10 protein-coding genes are annotated in these 19,230 nt (G+C 50.9%); all 10 read left to right on the forward strand.

The genetic code is table 11. From position 1 onward, the window contains the following. Positions 1-3: 3 nt before the first annotated feature. On the forward strand, positions 4-6,438 hold the full coding sequence (locus AB6805_RS17585; protein WP_370910751.1) for a hypothetical protein: 6,435 nt from the start codon (positions 4-6) through the stop codon (positions 6,436-6,438). A 6-nt stretch (positions 6,439-6,444) separates the two neighbouring features. Further along, the gene (locus AB6805_RS17590) at positions 6,445-7,881 is read left to right on the forward strand and encodes a contractile injection system tape measure protein (RefSeq protein ID WP_370910752.1); all 1,437 of its coding nucleotides are present in this window, start codon (positions 6,445-6,447) and stop codon (positions 7,879-7,881) included. Between the two features lie 118 nt (positions 7,882-7,999). Further along, positions 8,000-9,676 carry a DUF4157 domain-containing protein gene (locus tag AB6805_RS17595; protein WP_370910753.1) on the forward strand — a complete coding sequence of 559 codons (1,677 nt, stop codon included), beginning with the start codon at positions 8,000-8,002 and terminating at the stop codon, positions 9,674-9,676. A gap of 25 nt (positions 9,677-9,701) precedes the next feature. Then, positions 9,702-11,066, forward strand: coding sequence for an OmpA family protein (locus AB6805_RS17600; RefSeq protein WP_370910754.1), 1,365 nt, complete (start codon positions 9,702-9,704; stop codon positions 11,064-11,066). A 12-nt stretch (positions 11,067-11,078) separates the two neighbouring features. Next, positions 11,079-13,916, forward strand: a complete 2,838-nt coding sequence (locus AB6805_RS17605) for a DUF4157 domain-containing protein (RefSeq protein ID WP_370910755.1) — start codon at positions 11,079-11,081, stop codon at positions 13,914-13,916. Between the two features lie 95 nt (positions 13,917-14,011). Beyond that, entirely contained in the window at positions 14,012-14,887 is an 876-nt protein-coding gene (locus AB6805_RS17610; RefSeq protein ID WP_370910756.1) for a hypothetical protein, read from the forward strand. 13 nt (positions 14,888-14,900) lie between these two features. Next, positions 14,901-16,274: a DUF6851 domain-containing protein gene (locus AB6805_RS17615; RefSeq protein WP_370910757.1), complete on the forward strand. Its 1,374-nt coding sequence runs from the start codon at positions 14,901-14,903 to the stop codon at positions 16,272-16,274. Positions 16,275-16,288: 14 nt separating this feature from the next. After that, positions 16,289-17,059: a ParA family protein gene (locus tag AB6805_RS17620; protein WP_370910758.1), complete on the forward strand. Its 771-nt coding sequence runs from the start codon at positions 16,289-16,291 to the stop codon at positions 17,057-17,059. A gap of 6 nt (positions 17,060-17,065) precedes the next feature. Then, a complete protein-coding gene (locus AB6805_RS17625; RefSeq protein WP_370910759.1) occupies positions 17,066-17,794 on the forward strand; it encodes a DUF4157 domain-containing protein in 729 nt (242 codons plus the stop codon). Further along, entirely contained in the window at positions 17,791-19,194 is a 1,404-nt protein-coding gene (locus AB6805_RS17630; RefSeq protein WP_370910760.1) for an ATP-binding protein, read from the forward strand. Before AB6805_RS17625 ends, AB6805_RS17630 begins: the two co-directional genes overlap by 4 nt. Positions 19,195-19,230: the final 36 nt, after the last annotated feature.

Here is a 19,230-nt window from a genome sequence, read left to right on the forward strand (position 1 = left end):
GTTATGGCTGAGGACACAAATACCAAGAACGTGATCATTAAAAATGATCCTGCTTTTCCACCGGAACTGGATTTCGAAAAGTTGCGGAGTGAAGGCATCGACTACCTGGGAAAACTCTCCGGCAAAATATGGACCGACCACAACGCGCACGATCCGGGCATCACCATCCTGGAAGTGTTGTGCTACTCCCTGCTGGATATGGGCTACCGTACCAGTTTGCCGTTGGAAGACCTGCTCACCATGAACCCTGCGGGAACCGGGAAAGAAGATAATTTCTTTACACCGGCAAAGATCCTCACGGTTAACCCGCTCACTATTACCGATTACCGCAAACTGCTTACCGATATCGATGGAGTAAGGAACGCATGGCTGGAAATTGCTGGCAACATCCCGCCGGAAGTACACTGGTTTGGTGATGAGGGCCTGGAATGCCGCAGCCGCAACCCGCAGCTGGCGGCCACCAACGAAGATGTTTCCCTGCTGGAACTGAATGGGCTTTATAATATTTTCATTGAACCAGAAACGCTGCCGGACGACAGCCAGGAAAGAGCAAAAGCACTGGCCGACCTGAAAGAGCGCATTCGCAAGGCGTTAATGGCGCACCGTAATTTGTGTGAAGATTTTTATAAGATCACCATCCTGTGCCATGAAGAAATTGGCGTATGCACAGAAATCCAGCTGGAGGAAAATGCAGATGTAACCACGGTGCTCAACGAACTGGTACTGCAACTTTATCACCTCTTTTCTCCCCGCGTTACTTTTTATACCCTGCAACAAATGCTGGAAGAAAAAAAGGTAACGATGGAAGAAATCTTTGCGGGAAGGGCCTATTCCGCCGGGAGCCATGGTTTCATTGACACCGCCGAACTGGAAGCGATCAAACCCCTCCGCGAAATCCGCGTATCAGATGTATATCATGTAATGTTCGAAGTGCCGGGGATATCCACCATTTCTGGTCTTAGTGTAGCCGGCTACGTTACAGGCGATCATACGCCTGTTGCCAGCACGCACGGCACGGCCTGGATACTGCCCTTGCTGGATGGTCACCTGCCGCTGCTGTCGCTGGTATACAGCCGCTTTGTGTTTAAACGCGGCAGCGCCACCTTTACTTTTGATGGTACCAACCTGCAGCAATATTTAAATGCTTCCCTGCTCAATGGCACCAAAGTGTGGTACGACCAGTCATCCGCATATCTTGATCATGCGGTACCTTCCGGTTTTTACCGGGAAGACCTGGGCAATTACTATTCCCTGCAACGTGATTTTCCAAGGGTATATGGCATCGGCAACGGAGAGCTGGGCAACGATGCGTCGCCAATGCGCAAAGTGCAGGCATGGCAGCTGAAAGGCTTCCTGCTGTTCTTTGATCAGCTGTTGTCTAATTACCTGGCGCAACTGCAACACCTGCGCGACCTGTTCTCTATGTCGCCGGATGCGCCGGCACAAACGTATTTCAGCGGCGCCGTTAATGATGTTCCGGATCTCGATAAGCTCTTGCGTTTTCAGCAGGGCGGATTTTATGCCGACCTGGGCTGGAAACAGCATGATACGCTCATGCTGCCGGTTGGAAAAGAACTGCTCAATGAACTGCATACAGGCGTTACCGTTAAGAAAGATGTGATCCAGCGCTGGCGTAACAAATACTACAGCTTCGATTATCTTTCTGCACGGAATACCGCGGTGGAACAGTTGCTGCTGGATATGAGCCACCAGGATAACACCACCAACATCACCACCTATCTGTATGGCGATAGCTGCTGGTGCTTTGTGATAGCCACTCCCGGAAGGGAATATGTATTGCTTGGCTGCCGCTACTATCCCTCCCGGCAAAAAGCAAAGGAAGCGGCGCAATCTGCCATCTTCCTCGCAGCATACCCGGAAAATCTCCGGTCGTTCGGATTTAAAAATACGGCTAACAAAGAGCAGTACGCCTTCGACGTGGTATTCAGCCTGGCCGACTACCAGGGCTACCTGCAAAAGATCGTGGAAGATAAAGCCCTGTATCAGCAGCGCCGGGAAACCATGCTCAATCACCTGCTCAGCCGCTTTGCAGAAACTTTTACCGATTATGCGTTGGTGTTATATGGTATCAGCGACCGGCAGCAGGCTGCAGAAAAGGGTTTGCGCGCCAAAGCCAAATTTCTTTCTTCCTATGACAAATTAAGCAGGAACCGCGGTAAGGCCTACGACTACCGCGTTAATAAATGGAATACGGCCAATACTTCCGGCTACGAACAACGGGTAAGTGCATTAGCTGGCATAGAGAAAACTGACCGTCATTACCTGTGCCCTTTTATTGTTGGACCTTATGAAACATTTTTTTATGCAGAAATAAAAGATGCAGATAGCCAGGTGTTGTTCAGAACAAGCAACTACATTACAAAAGAAGATGCATCTGCTGCATTGGTGCATCTTGCGCAACAATTAAAACACCCGGAACTTCTTATCCGGACAGATGATCCCGTGCAGGGAAAATTTGGCTTGCAGGTGCCTTTGCAGGCAGGCAAGGCTTACCTGGCGTCTCCGGCCACTACGCCGGAAGAGCGGGAGGCTCGCCTGTTGCAGTTACAGGAACATTTTACGCAACAGCCGCTGAATGGTGCCGTGGAAATCAGCCGGTATGATCATTTTATTGAAGTAACCAGCCCCGGCGGGAAACCGCTGCTACGCTCAAACCAGGCGTTCCCCGATCAACAGAAGGCCATCGCCGCTACCGATGATTTGCTGGCAGCAGTAGAGGAAGACGACTGGAGCATTCCACCAACAGAAGATTTGCCGGCATTACAGTTGTTACCCGTAAATGCCACCCACACTACCTTCATCAATCTTGCTGCCTTCCAGGCAGATAATATCCAGCAGAAAGGCGGAAAATTGCAAGTGCAGATCAGCATCGAAGAAGATGCGTTTATTATGTTTACTTCTGCATCGGCGGTGAAAAATGAACAGCAGGCAACCGAAGAATTTCACCTGCTCCTGCAACTGGCGGCCACTCCCGCGGGTTACCTGGTGCGGCAAACCGCCGATGGCAGGTATGAAGTAGTACTGGTAGAACGCAGCAATGTAAAAGCCATGCACCCTGCCTTATTTGATGAAGAGCTGCAGGCAGATAATACCGTATTGCATATACAACAGCTTATACAGGCGCAGTTATACCAGGTATCTTATTCCCGGCAGCCCGCAGCATGGAAGTACAAAGTACAGTTGCAGGGCATGGAAGGAAAGCCGTACCTGTTCAACAGCGAAGAAGAATATGCCACAGAAGAGCTGGCAAGAACAGAGATGGACACTTTCACTGCATCGCTGGACCAGCTGGAACTGAAAGCAGAAAAGGGCGCCAAACCCGTTTTACTGCATGCCGGCCTGAATAAAAAGATCATCCTGCCCACGGCAGCAGCAGCCGGTAAACTGCAGAATGCGTTGTCACTCGCGCAGCTGAGAACCGGCGCCGCCCCGGCCGATATCGATTCCTATATTCATAGCACAACAGCCAGCGCAGAAGGCGCCTTTGTATACCGCGTAATCAATAAAACCGGTTGCTTTGCCAGGTTCCCTAAAACCTTTGCGGCCAAAGCCCCGGCGACCGACCGCCTGGCCGCCTTGCGCAGCCGCAACCAGCAGGGAATCGATTACCTGGAAATATGTATGGGGGGAGAAGAGGTGGTTACCTGCGTGAAAAATCCGCAAACACAGGCGGTGAGCTACTATTATGTGATCCGCGGCATTGAAAAGAACTATCATTCACCCATCTATCCAAAAACGGAAACGGAATATTTCCGCAGCTACAGAGCTTATAAATCTGCTGCGGAAGCATTAACCGCTTTTCGCCAGCAATACCTGCAACTGGTACATCTGGCAGGCAACCCCGCGGCCTGGGGCACCAGCATTATCCTGGAAGGAGACCCGGTAACGGATACAATTCCATTGGCTATTGTGCCCACAGACACGATTACACAATTCGGCGGAAAAGCACCGCTGCTGGACGTTGTACCGCATATCATGCGAAGCTTCCCTTATCATTGGCTGAGCAATGTGCAGCAACTACGGGTAAGCCTGTACGATATTACCAAAAGGGAAAAGATCTGGAAACTCTGCTATGGCTTTGCAGATATGGCCGCCGCCAGCGAAGCGCTGAAATTATTCCTGGCATTGGCCCGGTACGCCGGTAATACCGGCGTACGGCTCAATGAAACCAGTTGCCGCTACCAGGTGGTCATGAATGAAGTGCTGCTGGAAAGTGTACAACATTATAGTTCTTTGGAAGATGCCTGGGGCAGCGCTACGAAAAATGCCAATGGAGATTACGTGTACACCGGGCTGGAACTATTGCTCGATGCTACCCGCCATGGCAACAGCGCGTATTATGGATATGTAAAAGATGATGGCTGCTATAGTTTTAACGCTGTGAAGAAAGGCTACCGGCTGGCAGTACATCCCTATGAATATAATACAGAAGAAATCAGGGCAAAATACCTGGAGCAATTACAAATGATCGGGTTGAAACTCGGTAAAAACTGCCAGGTATCGTTGGAAGTAAAACCTTATTACGCCGGTAACTATTTCCAGTTGCAGTTGATGGCAGGCGGGGAAGTGATATTAATATCAGGACAGCAATATACATCGGCTGCCAATGCTGAAAGGGCACAGGACGACTGGCTGTTTGAAGTATTATCGTTATTGTGGAAAGACAGCAACTACTCCCTGAACACCACCGCCAACCGGTTTGAACTGTTGAACGGCAGCGCCGTGAGCGGCTATTTCAAATCATCAGGCGACGCTGTGTTGTCGGCGGATGATCTGAAGGAATGGAAAACAAAAATGCAGCAAAGCGCGCTTTATTACCCGGTACGCCGCGTAAAAACAGCCTTCGGCTATACTTATTCTTTCCGTTTGTACCACGATGATTTCATCCCCGAAGAACCCGTGCCGGATGAAAACAGCGGATGCGCCTGTGATGCGCCGCCACCGGTACGTAAACCCGGCGCCATCATATGGGAAAGCGCAGAACAATACGAGTGCCTGAATGCGGCTATCCGTGGATTTTACCGTTTCTGCACAGCATTGTCGATCCCCGGTAATTACAAACCCTCTCTGGGAGAAGGCTGTGGCCCATTTGGTATTGAACTGGTAGACAGCAGTTATGTGCTCGCTGCCAACCCGCAGTGTTATGCCACACTGCCTGCCATGGAAGATGCCATTGACCGCACGGCTGCAGCCATTAATGACGAAGGCATGCATGTGGTGGAACATATTCTGCTCCGGCCGCGTGTAGACGATGATTGCCAGTGTTTATTGCCGGTGAAGCCGGAGCCGCTTTGCCAGCTGCCCTGGGAAGAAGAAGTGGTAGGCTATGATGTAGATCCGGAAGATGCGGTATTTAAAACAACCGTAGTTCCTTTTACAGATCCCTATTCTTTTGTAGCCACCATTGTATTGCCCGGATGGCCCGTGCGTTTCCGCAATACCAGCACCCGTGCGATGATGGAAAACCTGCTCCGGAAAGAAGCGCCCGCGCATGTGCTGCTGAATATATTATGGCTCCGGCCACGCAGCTTCTGCGAGTTTGAAACCCTTTACCGCCGTTGGTTGCAGCACCTTGCCTGCAAACCTGTTTGTGGTGATGACGCGCATATCCAGTGCTGCCTCATCTGTTACCTCTTCGGGCAAACCGGCATCATGGATGCGGTACCTGATACCGATACGGATCCCGATTGCCAGCAGATCACCCCATCCTGCTTTGATGATAACAGGCAGAACAGGCTACCTGAATCTGACTTCGGCGACTGGATCAATCGGCTGTTCCGCAAAAGCTGCGACATGCAGGAGATTGATTGTCTTTCCAATGAAACCACACCGCCACCCGGACGGATCCTGGCAGACAAAATGAATAGCGCGCCGGCAACAACATCGCCGCAGTTAGCAGCGGCAACGTCGCCTCAACTGGTGGAAGACCCTGCGTCGCCGGCTGCTGCCACGCACAGAAGCAACTCCCCGGAAGATGTGCTGCTACGCGACCGGAAAGGCCGTCAGCGTATTTCAAAATACAAACAACAAATCCTGCCGGTGGATGCTGATAATATTGTAGACACGGAAGCATACGACCGCACCGGCAAATTTATGGAAGCAGGCCCGCTGAATATGCATAAGTACAGTACGCTGGCCGACTTCTTACTAAAAAATATGCCTGCCGGGAAAAAAGCCGCTGCAAGTGAACAGGCATTGCTGCTGCGCAACGCCACCTGGCTTTGCCTGGATCAGCTGCTGCTGCGGGTGCCGGTAAGCATTGCCGCCCATGAAAAGAAACAGCTGCAGCAAACACTGCGCAAAATGAAAGATAAAGGAATCAACCTGGCGGCGCTGGCAAAAGACTGGAAACCGGAAGACCTGGTCTCTGATGAAAATGAAGACCTCGTAGCACAATGCCTGCGATGGATGAAATAAATAATCATGTTGCATAAGATCCGTAAACAAACACTCCTGCTGACAGTGCATAACAAAGACACTGTTTTTACCTGGCAACACCAGGTAACAGCGCTGTATTGGAACAAGATCATTCCTGCACTGGAAAAGCTGTTCGATAGCCACAGCAGCCACGACACGGTTATTTATATAGATCGCCTTGAAATTGACCTCGGAAAAATCAAGGCGGCCGATCTTAATAATGATCATTACGTGGCCCTGCTGCTGGAAAAAATGACCGCTGCATTAGCCACGCTCCATGTAAAAGAAACACCGCGTAAATCCTTGCCGGAACACGCTTTTGACCAGTGGTGCTACTACATGGAACATGGCACGCTTCCCTGGAATGCGTCACGGCCCGATGAGGTATGGTACCGGCAGGTATTACAGGTGCTGGCTACCAGTCACCACGCAATTACCACGCTGCGCCAGCAATTGTTGAACAACCGGGATTATCTCCCGCGTATCCTGATGCAGCATTCACCGGAATTTATTACGCAGCTGCTGGCCATCATCACCGCCAAAAAACAAACGAGCTGGCCCCCCGTAATTCACCAGCTTTATGATACTTACCGTCTGGTGCAACTCGCGCACAGCGATGGAATGAACCGCCGTGCCTTCGAACAGGCCTGCTGGCATTCATTGTTATTACAGGCGGCACAGGACCCAACGGTAAGTGAATCTGCACAAATGAATCAGCTGTTGATCCAACAGCCGGTATTTGTTACACAGCTACAGGAACTGATAATGGTATGCCGTAATAATGGCTGGGATAAAGTATTAGCCGCGGCTACCTCCGTCAACATACAAGAAGCAGCAGCGCGGCCGAAAGAACCCGCCGCTGTACCATTAACCAACGAACCATTAGACAAACTCGAAACAGGTACATCTGAAGAAGAAATATCAGCGACTACTACCGGCGCCAAAACTTTTTACGTGGTAAATGCGGGGATCATCCTGCTGCATCACTGGTTGCAGCCATTGTTCCGTCAACTGGAATGGACGGATGGTAAACAGTTCCTCAACGCCACCTGCAAGCAGCAGGCCATTATGCTGTTACACTACATGGCAACCGGGCAAACCGAAGCCGATGAGTTTGAAGTAGTGTTGCCAAAATTATTATGTGGCTGGCCGCTGAAAAGGCCACTGGATACCAAGTTGCCGCCAACAACAGAAGCCATGGAAGAAGCCGACGGCCTGATGGAAAATGCCATCAGCCACTGGAAAGCATTGAAAAATATTTCTGCAGATGGGCTACGGGAAGGGTTCCTGCAACGCCCCGGAAGATTAATCACCGGCACAGATAAGCATCAGTTACAAATGGAATCAGACACCATCGACATCCTTTTGGATCGCCTGCCCTGGAACATCAGCATCATAAAACTAAAATGGATGAAAATACCACTACACGTGCAATGGCGATAGGCTTCCTAAATCAATAAAAATCCCCCAAAGCAAATCCTTAAAATCAGTATAATCAGCGTAATCAGCGGGAAAGACAAAATCCGCTTCAATATAAAATCCTGGGAAAGACAACATCCGCATGAGTACAAAAACATTATCACCCGCAAATATACAACGAGCCCCCGTCTCGGGTCTTAAACAGCCGGCAGTAACCCCTTTCTGGGGAAAGCCCGCGGCGCAACCGTTTTTCCAGCCGGTTATTCAGCGTAAATGTGCTCACTGCGAAGAAGAAGAAAAGAAGAACAATGTGCAGCGGAAGGAAACTTCTCCGGCTGCCATCTCCCCAACAACAGTAGAAAGTAATATCAACAGTACCAAAGGACAGGGGGAAGGGTTGAAAGGAGATACCCTGCAGGAAATGAACGGCGCTTTCGGGGCAGATTTCAGCAGTGTAAAGATCCATACCGGTAGCAATGCAGCAGGACTTAACCGTCAACTGAATGCACAGGCATTTACTACCGGTAATGATATTTATTTTAACGAAGGAAAATATGCTCCGGGCAGCAGCACCGGTAAACACCTGCTGGCGCATGAGCTTACACATACTTTACAACAAGGACAGGGAACAACAGGCATAGCACGGCAGGTAGCTCCGGTAAAAGAACACGGGGACCTGTCGCAGGTGCCTGCAGGATTAGCCTGTCCGGTAGATACCAGTGCGCCCAGGGTAGAAGACAGCTACCCATTCACGGTATCTTCTTCCGGATTATCGCCTGCCAACCAGCGGCTGATCAGCGGATTTGCCGCCAACTGGCATCGGCTCGGGGCCAGTGCTACCGTGCGGATAGATGGTTTTGCCAGTGTGGATGGCACTGATGCGTTTAACTGGGAGCTGTCGTGCCACCGCGCACAGGCAGTAAGGGACGAGATGATTACTCCAACGGATGGCAGCCCCGGAATTGGCGCCGGGTTTATTTCCATTTTTGCACATGGGGAAACCAATCACTTCTCACGCACCGATCCGGTGGCCAACAGGGTAGCCGTTATCAGCTCGGTAGTGCCCGTGCCGCCGCCACCACCACCGGGTCCAACGCCACCCGTTGTTCCTGAAAGAAAGTGCGGTCCCAATGTTACCTCAGAAATAGCACGGGTATGGGCGCAGGTACAAAGTAATTTCAACAGCTGGGGATTCACGGATAAATTGAATGCCTGCCGCTATCTCGTACAGCCTGTGATTATGGGCAGCGGCGGACCGCAACTTAATAAAGACGCATTTGATACGTTCGGCTTATTCCTGAATACTGCCGGCTGGACACAGCAAGGACCTTATCATCCGCCATGCGGTGTGCCCGGATCAGCCGGAGATCCCTGCTGGAGCCGTGATCCGCTGCATGAAGCAGACGACGTATGTTCCAACACCGTGCAAACAGGCAGCAGCTGCTGGAAATCCGGTACCGTAAATTATGGTACCTACGGCATCATGATGCGGTTGTGCAACGGCTTTATTTCTCCTATCGGATTTTTACCGCCGCCACTCGGCCTGCTGAGCGGCGCCTTCTCTTACGCTTCTATGGTGGCGCTGATCACCGCCTATAAGCTGTACGACCATGAAAATCCGATGGATCCTATCGCCTGGGCAAGCGCTACTTATAACGGCGGGCCATCAGGCGTGGCGTCCGGCGGCAACAAACCAAATTGCCCCGCCACCTGTAACGTACCATTTACAACACCTTCATTTGATTACGTATGGGAACCCGTAAGACAACGCACTTCGCTGAATCCTGCACCTTACGGATACCCGTGTACAACACCCTGATGAAGACGACTTAAATAGTAATTGCATGAAAAAATCTCCGAAAAACGTTAAAAACAAACAGGCAGAAAATGATAAACCTTTTTTCGGCAAAGCTGAAAACGGGGAATCTTTCTTCAGCAAGCCAGGAGATAATACACTGCAATTACAACCGGCGGATGCAAAAACCAAAGACGCTGCGCCCGCTGCTGCGGTGGCGGATGCGTGTAAAGCCAGCAGCACACCCGAATCCAAATGGGCCAATGATAACCCGGGACAGGTATTTGGCGTGGAAGACACATCCGCCGGCAAATCAGAAAGTAATGAGCTTATTTTCTGGAATTATTGTGTGGGAGAAGCAGCTATGCGCGCTGCCCACCGTGAACGGCTAAACGAAGTGGCCGACCGCTGGGTAGAGATATTGAAAAAAGACAGCGCCCTGAAAGTAAAACTGCAGGGCGCTGCCAGCACCTCCGGCAATGTAGACAGTAACAAAGCCCTGGCGGCAGAACGGGCGGGCATCATCCGGGACTTTCTCATCGCTAAAAAAATTCCCGACAGCCGGATCGTGATCGATAATACATCCACTCCCAGGAGTATGGCGCCGGAAACATCGCCGGAAAACCAGGCCCGCAACAGGAGAGTAGAATTGTTCCTGTTCCGCTCCACACCCGTGGTCAATAAATTGCCACCCTGGGTGGATGTACAGGTACAAAATCTGTTCATTGGTCAGCAGGGAGTGCCTACACCTAAGCCCACCTTTAACGAAAAGGATAATTTTTTTGCCCGGAACCATTTTTCCATGAAGGCATCCGCAGATATCACACTTACTTCGCTGGGAGGTACCGGCGTCGGCTTTTCGCAGGTGCTCACAAGAGATACGCTTATGGCGCAGTACAGCGATAATGCAGGCCGCACATTGTTGCTGGATTATGGCAACTGTAACCTGCTGCCTTGTAAGGATCTGGAAAATGCTACCAGTCATTTTGCCATTGATGGCCTCAGTATGTTTAACTCCGGACCCGGCACCACTCAAGGAAAAATAGCCATCAGGGACCGGCCGGGCGCAGCGTTCCCACTGCATTACCCCGACTCAAAAACGGGTCCTTTTCATCTCACCAATTATTTCTGGCTGATGGATTTTACCGTAATACTTGGGGTTAGGGAGATGGGGGCTTTCATTCCGTTAAACCACGCCTTCTGGAGTGTGGCCGGATCGGAAGATGTGAATATTAAAAAGAAGTCTGTAAGCGGGATGGCGCCTATTTCTGTGGTAAGTGACTGGCAGCCCGGCATGGCGCCGGGAATGAACCTGGAAGCTATTTACGCCGGTCCTACCTGCAGATATGTAAGAAGATCAGAACAGTTTTCCGCCAGGGAAAACGTATGCAAACCCAATGAAACGATTGAATAAAAGTTTTTATAAGTGGCAGCAGCAAATACACAGATACAACCACCCGGACTAAAATCCTCTGCACCGCAGCAGCGGGAAGGCCCTTTCTTTGGCCCCACCCCCGTGAAAGATCCTTTCTTTCAGCGGAAAGAGCAGCATGGAGAAGAAGACGGTACCCTGCAACGCGAAGCTACTGCCAGCACTACACCGGATGTAACACCGGCGGTAGAACAACAGCTGTCGCAAAGCAAAGGTAACGGAGCGCCGCTGCCATCGCGCCGTAATGAAGAAATGAGCCGCGCCTTTGGTACAGACCTCAGTGGCGTGCGTATCCATGAAGATGCAGGCGCCGCAGATATGAGCAGGCAACTGCAGGCAAAAGCATTTACGCATGGAACGGATATTTATTTTGGCGCCAATCAGCATAACGACAGTGCTGAAGGAAAACATCTGCTGGCACATGAGCTGACCCATGTAGTGCAGCAAAGTCCGGCGCAGATGATTTCCCGCGCGCCTTTGGCCTATGCGTATTCCAAATTTAAATTGGCGAATAAAGTGGAACTTCTCGGTGATGGTACCGCCGCCAACACGGGTATGTCGCTGGATGAATTCAACAGCTACATACGCCGCCGGGCCGATTGGTTTGCCGAGAGTACACTAATAGAAGCCGACCGGAAAGCATTGTGGAAGATGATCGCTAAAATAGACGAGGGGCCTCATATACTGGCTGGCGCCTCCGATCTGAAATTAAAGGACCTGATTCCGCTGACACCGGATGAATGGACAAAGCTGGGCGCCTTTGGTAACGGCTGTAACCAGGGCGACACAGTAATAATACTAAACACTACGCCGCCGGTAGCGCGGCGAATGGCATTGGGCAAAACCATGCTGGAACTGGAAAAACTGATTGGCGGCAAAGTGCTGCACGAAACAGTGTCTGAACTGCAATTGATAGATGTAGAAGCAAGACCCGTTTTACTGACGAACCTGAAAGATTACTGGAAAGACTTTCAGCCCCACCTGCAAAGAGGGTATTCTCCCGGCGCCGGTGCAAGGGGAGCGGAATTCCAGAAGATGATCAATATGTTCACAGCTCTTTCGCCATCCGTTTATTCCGACCTGAAAGGCCGAATACGGAACCTGCATCGCTTCAGCACATTGGCGCTCAATAAGCTGGTGGCTAATTACGGCAACAGGCTGAAGTTATTTCCGTTGCACCTCATCATTCATACCGGTATCGATGCCAGCGCATTCCAGGATGCGGCGCCGAAGTTTGAAGACGTAATCATTAACTCACCGAACCTGGTGCTGATGCTGGAAGGTCAAAATTCGATCGCTGATATTATTAAAGAAGTACCTAAAATTGCTGCTAAGTATGGTAAGGGCTCTCAGATTGCACAGGTCATCATCGCAGGGCATGGTTCGCCGCACAGTCTTGAATTGGCGGGTACAAGTTTACCAAACGTTGTGAAAGGCCGTGTTGACTACAGCTCTGAAAGTCTTGATATCAGCAAACCTCTGGAAAAGTTAAAAACAAAGGCCCTGCTGGATGTGTTGATCAACAATCTTGATCCTGCCACTGCCCGGATCGTATTTGCAGGTTGTCTTGTTGGGGCGCATCCGGTCCCTACAGGCACCGCCGCGGCCAATGTAGCGCCGTATTTAGCCGCTAATCCAAATGTGGTGGAGTATACACAGCAACGGGCGGCAGCGCTTGGAAAACCGGTGCAGGTGGAAGGAGCCCGTGCATCCGTAGGACTCTCAGCAACCACCTTGAGAGATCCTGTCAGCAATGATCTTCATATCGATTATCCTTTTGATCCGCAGGCTTTTGGTACCGCTGCAGCTTACCTGGCTGTAGGCCGTGAGCCGGAAGGAGTCATGAGGGCGGCAGTGGAAGTAGCGGCTACAAATGCTGCAACAGCCACCGTGCTGTTGAATAACAGAATGGGAATAGCCACCACATCATGGTGGGACGAATGCGTAGTAGCCTTTGTAAAGGTAGCATTGAAGGGACTGGGCCCCAACCCGGTAAGCCTCGCCAAATTGCTGGAACTTGCCCAGGTAGCGCAGTTCCCGTTCCTTGCCGGTTTCGGAACAAAATATGGTATATCAGTTGCGCACTTCAAAGGCTGGATCAACGACCGCCTTGCATTTGCGGCAGAGATCTACGACGAAATGCTCAAAACGCCGTCAATGATGGCAGCAGCAGATACGGAGAAACGGATTGGCAGATTTTTGATGGAACAGGCATGGCTCAACTTTGATCCTGCAAGAGCAGGAGCATTCGTAACTTTCCTGGAAGGCGTACCATCCGATTTTGTGCGGCATATGGAAGTACATCTCGACGTAGCAATTATTAAACCGTCAGATGCTACACTGTTTGCTCCGGCAGCTCCGCATACGTCCGGGAGGATCAGGCTTGCATTGGCATGGCTGCACAACGAACCGGCAAACGCCTTTGTAAAAGCATTCTTCAGAAATGAGATTTCAAATACAGCAACCGGTCCCAAGCTGTCGGCGCTCGTTACAGCGGAACTGGCCGGCCGCCAGCCGGATGAAATTCTCGGGCCACTGGGTCGCCTGGCGCCAAGATCCGATAAACCGGGCGACGACCGGCCACTGGCCAATGCACGCATCCCCGGACGTGGATTTAATAACTTACTCATTGATCAGAAAGCATATATCGCAACAGTAACGGCATTGAAAAAACTCCCCGTGTTCAGAGGTCCCGGTCCAAAACATAAAGGCATTGGCTGGGTAAAACCGGGTGATCTTTTACAGGTAGCCGGCTTCACCGGTGCATGGGCGGCATTTGATTTCAACGGCAAACTGGGGTATGTAGATAAAACGCAGATTACACCACCATAGCAATAAACTAAAACAAATACCCCGCGGATAAATGTTGTTATAGGAAGCAGTGCAGCAGTTGCACATCTCCCGGAAACAAAATGATAAAAAGAAAGATGAAGAACTGGAAAACATTGACAGGTAACGGCGGCAATAAACTCGTGCTCAAAGACAACTATTCGATAGCAGCCTCCCTGCACCAGGTAACGGTATGGAAAGAAGATAAGCCGTTGCTGCAACATCATACGGATACGCCACAGCCAGGCTTTCCAACGCTCATCGGCGACCAGCTGTATTGGGGCGCCGGTGTCCTCGACCTGGCGGCCAACGTACGGCACGAAATCCCGGGCATGCAGGAAGCTATCAGAACGGCAGGCGGACAATATCAGGTATCTCACGGCAACGAATATACGCCAAGTGTGTTTGCCTGGGCGCCCGATGGCAGTGCCGTGGCTGTATCAGTACAATGGATAGGCATACCAGGCCCGCCACCCGCAAAGGTGCTGCTGCTGGATAAGGAAGGACGCCTGCTGCAAACCCTTTGGGAAGACAGCAACCTGCCGGTGGCAGCATTGTATATCAGCGATAACTGGATCCTGGCAGGCACACCTCAGTTCCGTGTATTCGATAAGGCAACTTTTAAAGCCACCATCATCCCGGAACAATTGCCCGCCGTGAGAATTGAAATGACAGCAGATGAAAAACAACTGCTGCTGCTACAACACAACCACATCGGCCTTTGGGATACTACAGCAGGAAAAGAAATAAACCGCTGGAAAGGAAACTGGAATGATGCCACCATCACACCAGACGGCAAATACATCATAGCCGTGGACTTTGAAGGGAAAGCATTTCTTATCAATACCGCCGCACCCCATGAACAGCAGCAGGTAGAAGCCCCGGGCGCTATCTTCTCCGTGGCAGCAGACAACAACCGGTTGCTGGCGTTTTTTATGCACGGTGCAGTCGTCAGAATTACTACATTATTATAAATGAAAAGATGATATGTCAACCCCGACAACTCTCGTAGTGCAATGGAACCAACTGGCAGTGGAAGCGATCCGCTGCTCGGCACTTCCACCATCACTGGCCGCACGCGCACTGGCTATGGTACACACCGCCATGTACAATGCGTGGACGGCCTACAACCCCTGTGCCATCAGTACGGCCACCGGCGCTTATATTAAACGGCCCAAAGAAGAACACAAAGCTGCCTATAAACGGAAAGCCTACAGCTACGCCGCTTTCCGCGTGCTCACGGAACTATTCCGGTTGATTTTACCCGCGGAAAATAAAAACATGTTTCATGATATGATGCTGCACCTCGACTATGACCCTGCCATCACCACGCTGGATATTTCCAATGCAGCGGGCATCGGTAATCTCGCAGGACGTTGTGTACTGGAAGCCTTCGCCGGAGATGGCGCCAATGCTTATGGCACTCTGCAAATGCCCGCCTGGTCGGATTATACAGGATATAAACCGGTGAACACGCCGGAGCAGCTGAAAGAACCGGGCCGCTGGCAACCGCTGCTTGTTCCAGACGGCAACGGCCATTTTAAATCACAACAGTTCCTCACGGCACATTGGTCGCTGATGCATCCTTTTGCATTGCAGCACGCGGCACAGTTTCGTCCACCGGTGCCATATCTGCCCGGTAGTACCGAGTTTCAGCAACAGGTAGACCAGGTGATAGCGATCAGTGCCGGCCTCACCGACCTGCAAAAAGTAATCGCAGAATACTGGTGGGACGGTCCAGGCACCGTAACGCCGCCAGGCCGCTGGTGCCAGATCGCACAGTATGTATCTAACCGCGATCAGCATTGCAATCACCAGGACCTGAAACTATTTTTTGCCCTCAGCAATGCAATGCTGGATGCCAGTATTGCCTGCTGGGAAAGCAAACGGCATTATGATGCCGTACGCCCGGTTTCCGCCGTGCGCTATGTTTACAAAGGACGCACTATAAAAGCCTGGGGCGGTCCCGGGCAGGGCACTAAGGAAATAAAAGGAGAGGAGTGGCTGCCATTTCAGCCACCGGCCGCTATTACGCCGCCCTTTGCAGAATATGTTTCCGGTCATAGCACCTTTAGCAGCGCCGCGGCCTATATCCTGGCGCAGTTTACCGGCGGCGATAAACTGGGCGCCACCGTATTATGCAGCAAAGGTGGTTCGCTGATAGAACCCGGTTATACGCCTGCACGCGACATTTCATTAAGCTGGAATACATTTTCGGAAGCAGCCGCGCAAGCGGGACTGTCGCGGTTATACGGCGGAATCCATTTTCCGCGTGGCAACCAGGAAGGGCAATATCTCGGGCAAAAAGTAGGCAGGATCGTATGGGAAAAAGCAAAGTATTTTTTCAACGGAACATTATGATTAACTGATTTCTTATGACGGTAATATCGTTGGCTATTCAGAAAGGAGGTTCCGGCAAAACCACCACCGCTATTAACCTGGCTGCCGCCTTGCAGCAGGCAGGTAAAAAGGTGCTGCTCGTGGATGCCGATCCCCAGGCGAATCTCACGCAGGCGCTGGGATATGCAGAAGACCCGCCACAGCACCTGTACACCGCACTGAAAAAAGAGATCGCGGGTGAAGAGGCATTGTTGTCGCAGGTGATTCTTACATCGCCCTGCGGACTGATGCTCATACCATCGTCGCTGGACCTGGCAGGCGCAGAACTTGAACTGGTGGGCATGTACGGACGTGAACAGGTATTCAGCTGGATGCTGAAACCCTTGCTGCCGCAGTTTGATTTTATCCTGATCGACTGCCCGCCCGCCATTGGTATGCTTACCGTAAATGCGCTGGTAGCCAGCGATTACGTACTGCTGCCACTACAGGCAGAATTTCTCCCGCTGAAAGGCGTTCGCAGTTTTATGTACCATTTTGAGAATATAAAAAAGAAGCTGAACACCAACCTTGAAGTGCTCGGTATTGTTTTAACCAAGTACGACGACCGGAAATCCATGAACCGGCAGGTATTGAAACAACTGGAAACAGAGTACAACGGCAAAGTAATGGATACCTATATCCGTTCCAATATTCAGCTGGCCAAAGCACAGGAAGCAGGTATGGATATTTTCAGCTTTGATCCCGTGTCGCATGGCGCAAAAGATTATCGCAGGCTGGGAGAAGATTTTCTAAGCAGAATAAAATAGTTGGTTATGTTTGATAGTAAACAGTCTTTACCCGCCGCCGCTTCCGCGAAAGAACCCTTTTTCAGCGGCGTGCAACAGAAGAAAGAAAGTACTTTCTTCCAGACAAAATTATCCGTTAACACACCCGGAGACGCATTTGAGCGGGAAGCCGATTCGGTAGCGGATAAGGTGGTGAGCGGCGGCAGCGGCGCCGGCCAGGTAGTACAGAAAAAAGATATCAGCTCCGTACAGCGGCTGGCTACTTCCGAAGCAGAAGAAAAGCTGGGCACCAACGACGCCCGCATGCGCCGCGATAAAGATATTCAAACCAAGCCTGAACTGCAACGGAAATGCGCCGCCTGTGAACACGAAGAAGAAGGCCAGGTGCAAAAATCTGAAGCCGCCGGAGGCAGTGGTGGCAGCAGTTCGGCCACACCACAGCTTTCTGCGCAGATTGAAAGCTCTGCCGGTAAAGGCAATCCCATGAGCCGGCAAACAACACACGAAATGCAGCATAAATTCGGGGTAGATTTCAGCCATGTAAATATTCATACGGGCAACTCCGCCATACAAATGAGCAAGGAACTTGGCGCGCAGGCATTTACCCACAGGAATGATGTTTTTTTCAATGCAGGAAAATATAATCCTGATACCAGTAACGGCAAACACCTGCTGGCACATGAACTCACACATGTGGTACAACAGGGTGCTGCTAAAGAAAAATCCGCTACACAACCGGGAGGGACAAACATATGAGTAAGATCAACAAGAAGGTATCTCCAAAGAAAACGACCGCGAAACAGCCAATAACGGCCGCACCTATCGCTGAAACTACCGCCACGGCGCCGGAACTGGCCTATTTGCAGGCATTGATCAACTATCAGCTGGGCGCCTACTTTAAAAAAGAAGGCACGCCATCCAAACCGCCTGCAATACCTGACAGGACTACCTGGCAAATTGTACGGCCGGAAGCCATGCAGCAAAACAAATGGAGCGACGAAGAACTCACCCTGCTGCTGATAGCATTGGTACCACATATCCTGCCGGAGTTTTACGATACGGCTATCCAGCAATTCCTGCCACAGGCCGGCGAATTCCCGCAACTGGGTGGTGTACGCGGCAAACAATTCCGGGGTTTTCTGCCCACCGGAGAAACAGCGCTTTTCCTGCTGGCCGGCACCAATTGGAAAAAACGCCTGGAAGTACAGGAACTGTTTGAACCCGATCATGAGTTTGCACTCAAAAGAATATTATGGCTGGAAGATGTGCAGGCAGGAGAACCACTGATGAGCGCCCGCATCATGATGGACATCGACTATGTAAATCTCTTTATAAAAGGAAAACCCGGAAGGCCGCATTTCAGTATGAGCTTCCCCGCCAGGCTCATCGCCACGGAGCTTGGCTGGAACGACCTGGTGCTCGATGAATCCATTATGGTGCAGATCCGGGAGCTGGAAACATGGCTGCATCACAACGATCAGCTGATGAATGAATGGGGCATGAAACATAAGCTGAAGAAAGGCTACCGCGCATTGTTCTATGGACCTCCCGGTACCGGCAAAACTTTTACGGCCAGTTTACTCGGTAAATATACCGGCAGGGATGTATATAAAATTGACCTGTCGATGGTCGTTTCCAAGTACATCGGGGAAACAGAAAAAAACCTGGAAACATTGTTTGCAAAGGCAGCAGATAAAGGCTGGATCATTTTCTTTGACGAAGCAGATGCGCTGTTTGGAAAACGCACCAGCGTACGGGATGCACATGATAAATATGCCAACCAGGAAGTATCTTACCTGCTGCAGCGGATCGAGGATTTTAATGGCCTGGTAATACTGGCTACCAATATGAAAAATAATATTGACGACGCCTTTATCCGTCGCTTCAATGCCATCATACAATTCCAGGTACCCGGAGAACGGGAGCGGGCAGCTATCTGGCAGAAAACCTTCCCGCCAAACGTAAAGTTCCAGGATGAAGAAGATATTCCCGGAAAAGTGAAAAAGTATGAAATCACCGGCGGAAATATTATCAACGTAGTACAATACGCCTGCCTGAAAGCGCTGGAACGGAAATCAACAGCGGTTGCCCTGGAAGACGTGGTAAATGGCATCCGGAAAGAAATGAACAAAGAAGGAAGATCATTCATTGTTTAATATCAACGCTGTGGGCGCAGGTAGATTATTTTTTTA

This window comes from Chitinophaga sp. RCC_12, assembly GCF_041360695.1.
In the GTDB taxonomy this organism is placed as follows: Bacteria; Bacteroidota; Bacteroidia; order Chitinophagales; family Chitinophagaceae; genus Chitinophaga.

Excerpts from the sequence above, each read along its gene's own strand:
- AB6805_RS17595 (WP_370910753.1), top strand. The coding sequence starts at position 8,000 with ATGAGTACAAAAACATTATCACCCGCAAATATACAACGAGCCCCCGTC.
- AB6805_RS17630 (WP_370910760.1), top strand. The coding sequence starts at position 17,791 with ATGAGTAAGATCAACAAGAAGGTATCTCCAAAGAAAACGACCGCGAAA.
- AB6805_RS17590 (WP_370910752.1), top strand. The coding sequence starts at position 6,445 with ATGTTGCATAAGATCCGTAAACAAACACTCCTGCTGACAGTGCATAAC.
- AB6805_RS17615 (WP_370910757.1), top strand. The coding sequence starts at position 14,901 with ATGTCAACCCCGACAACTCTCGTAGTGCAATGGAACCAACTGGCAGTG.
- AB6805_RS17610 (WP_370910756.1), top strand. The coding sequence starts at position 14,012 with ATGAAGAACTGGAAAACATTGACAGGTAACGGCGGCAATAAACTCGTG.
- AB6805_RS17625 (WP_370910759.1), top strand. The coding sequence starts at position 17,066 with ATGTTTGATAGTAAACAGTCTTTACCCGCCGCCGCTTCCGCGAAAGAA.
- AB6805_RS17620 (WP_370910758.1), top strand. The coding sequence starts at position 16,289 with ATGACGGTAATATCGTTGGCTATTCAGAAAGGAGGTTCCGGCAAAACC.
- AB6805_RS17585 (WP_370910751.1), top strand. The coding sequence starts at position 4 with ATGGCTGAGGACACAAATACCAAGAACGTGATCATTAAAAATGATCCT.
- AB6805_RS17600 (WP_370910754.1), top strand. The coding sequence starts at position 9,702 with ATGAAAAAATCTCCGAAAAACGTTAAAAACAAACAGGCAGAAAATGAT.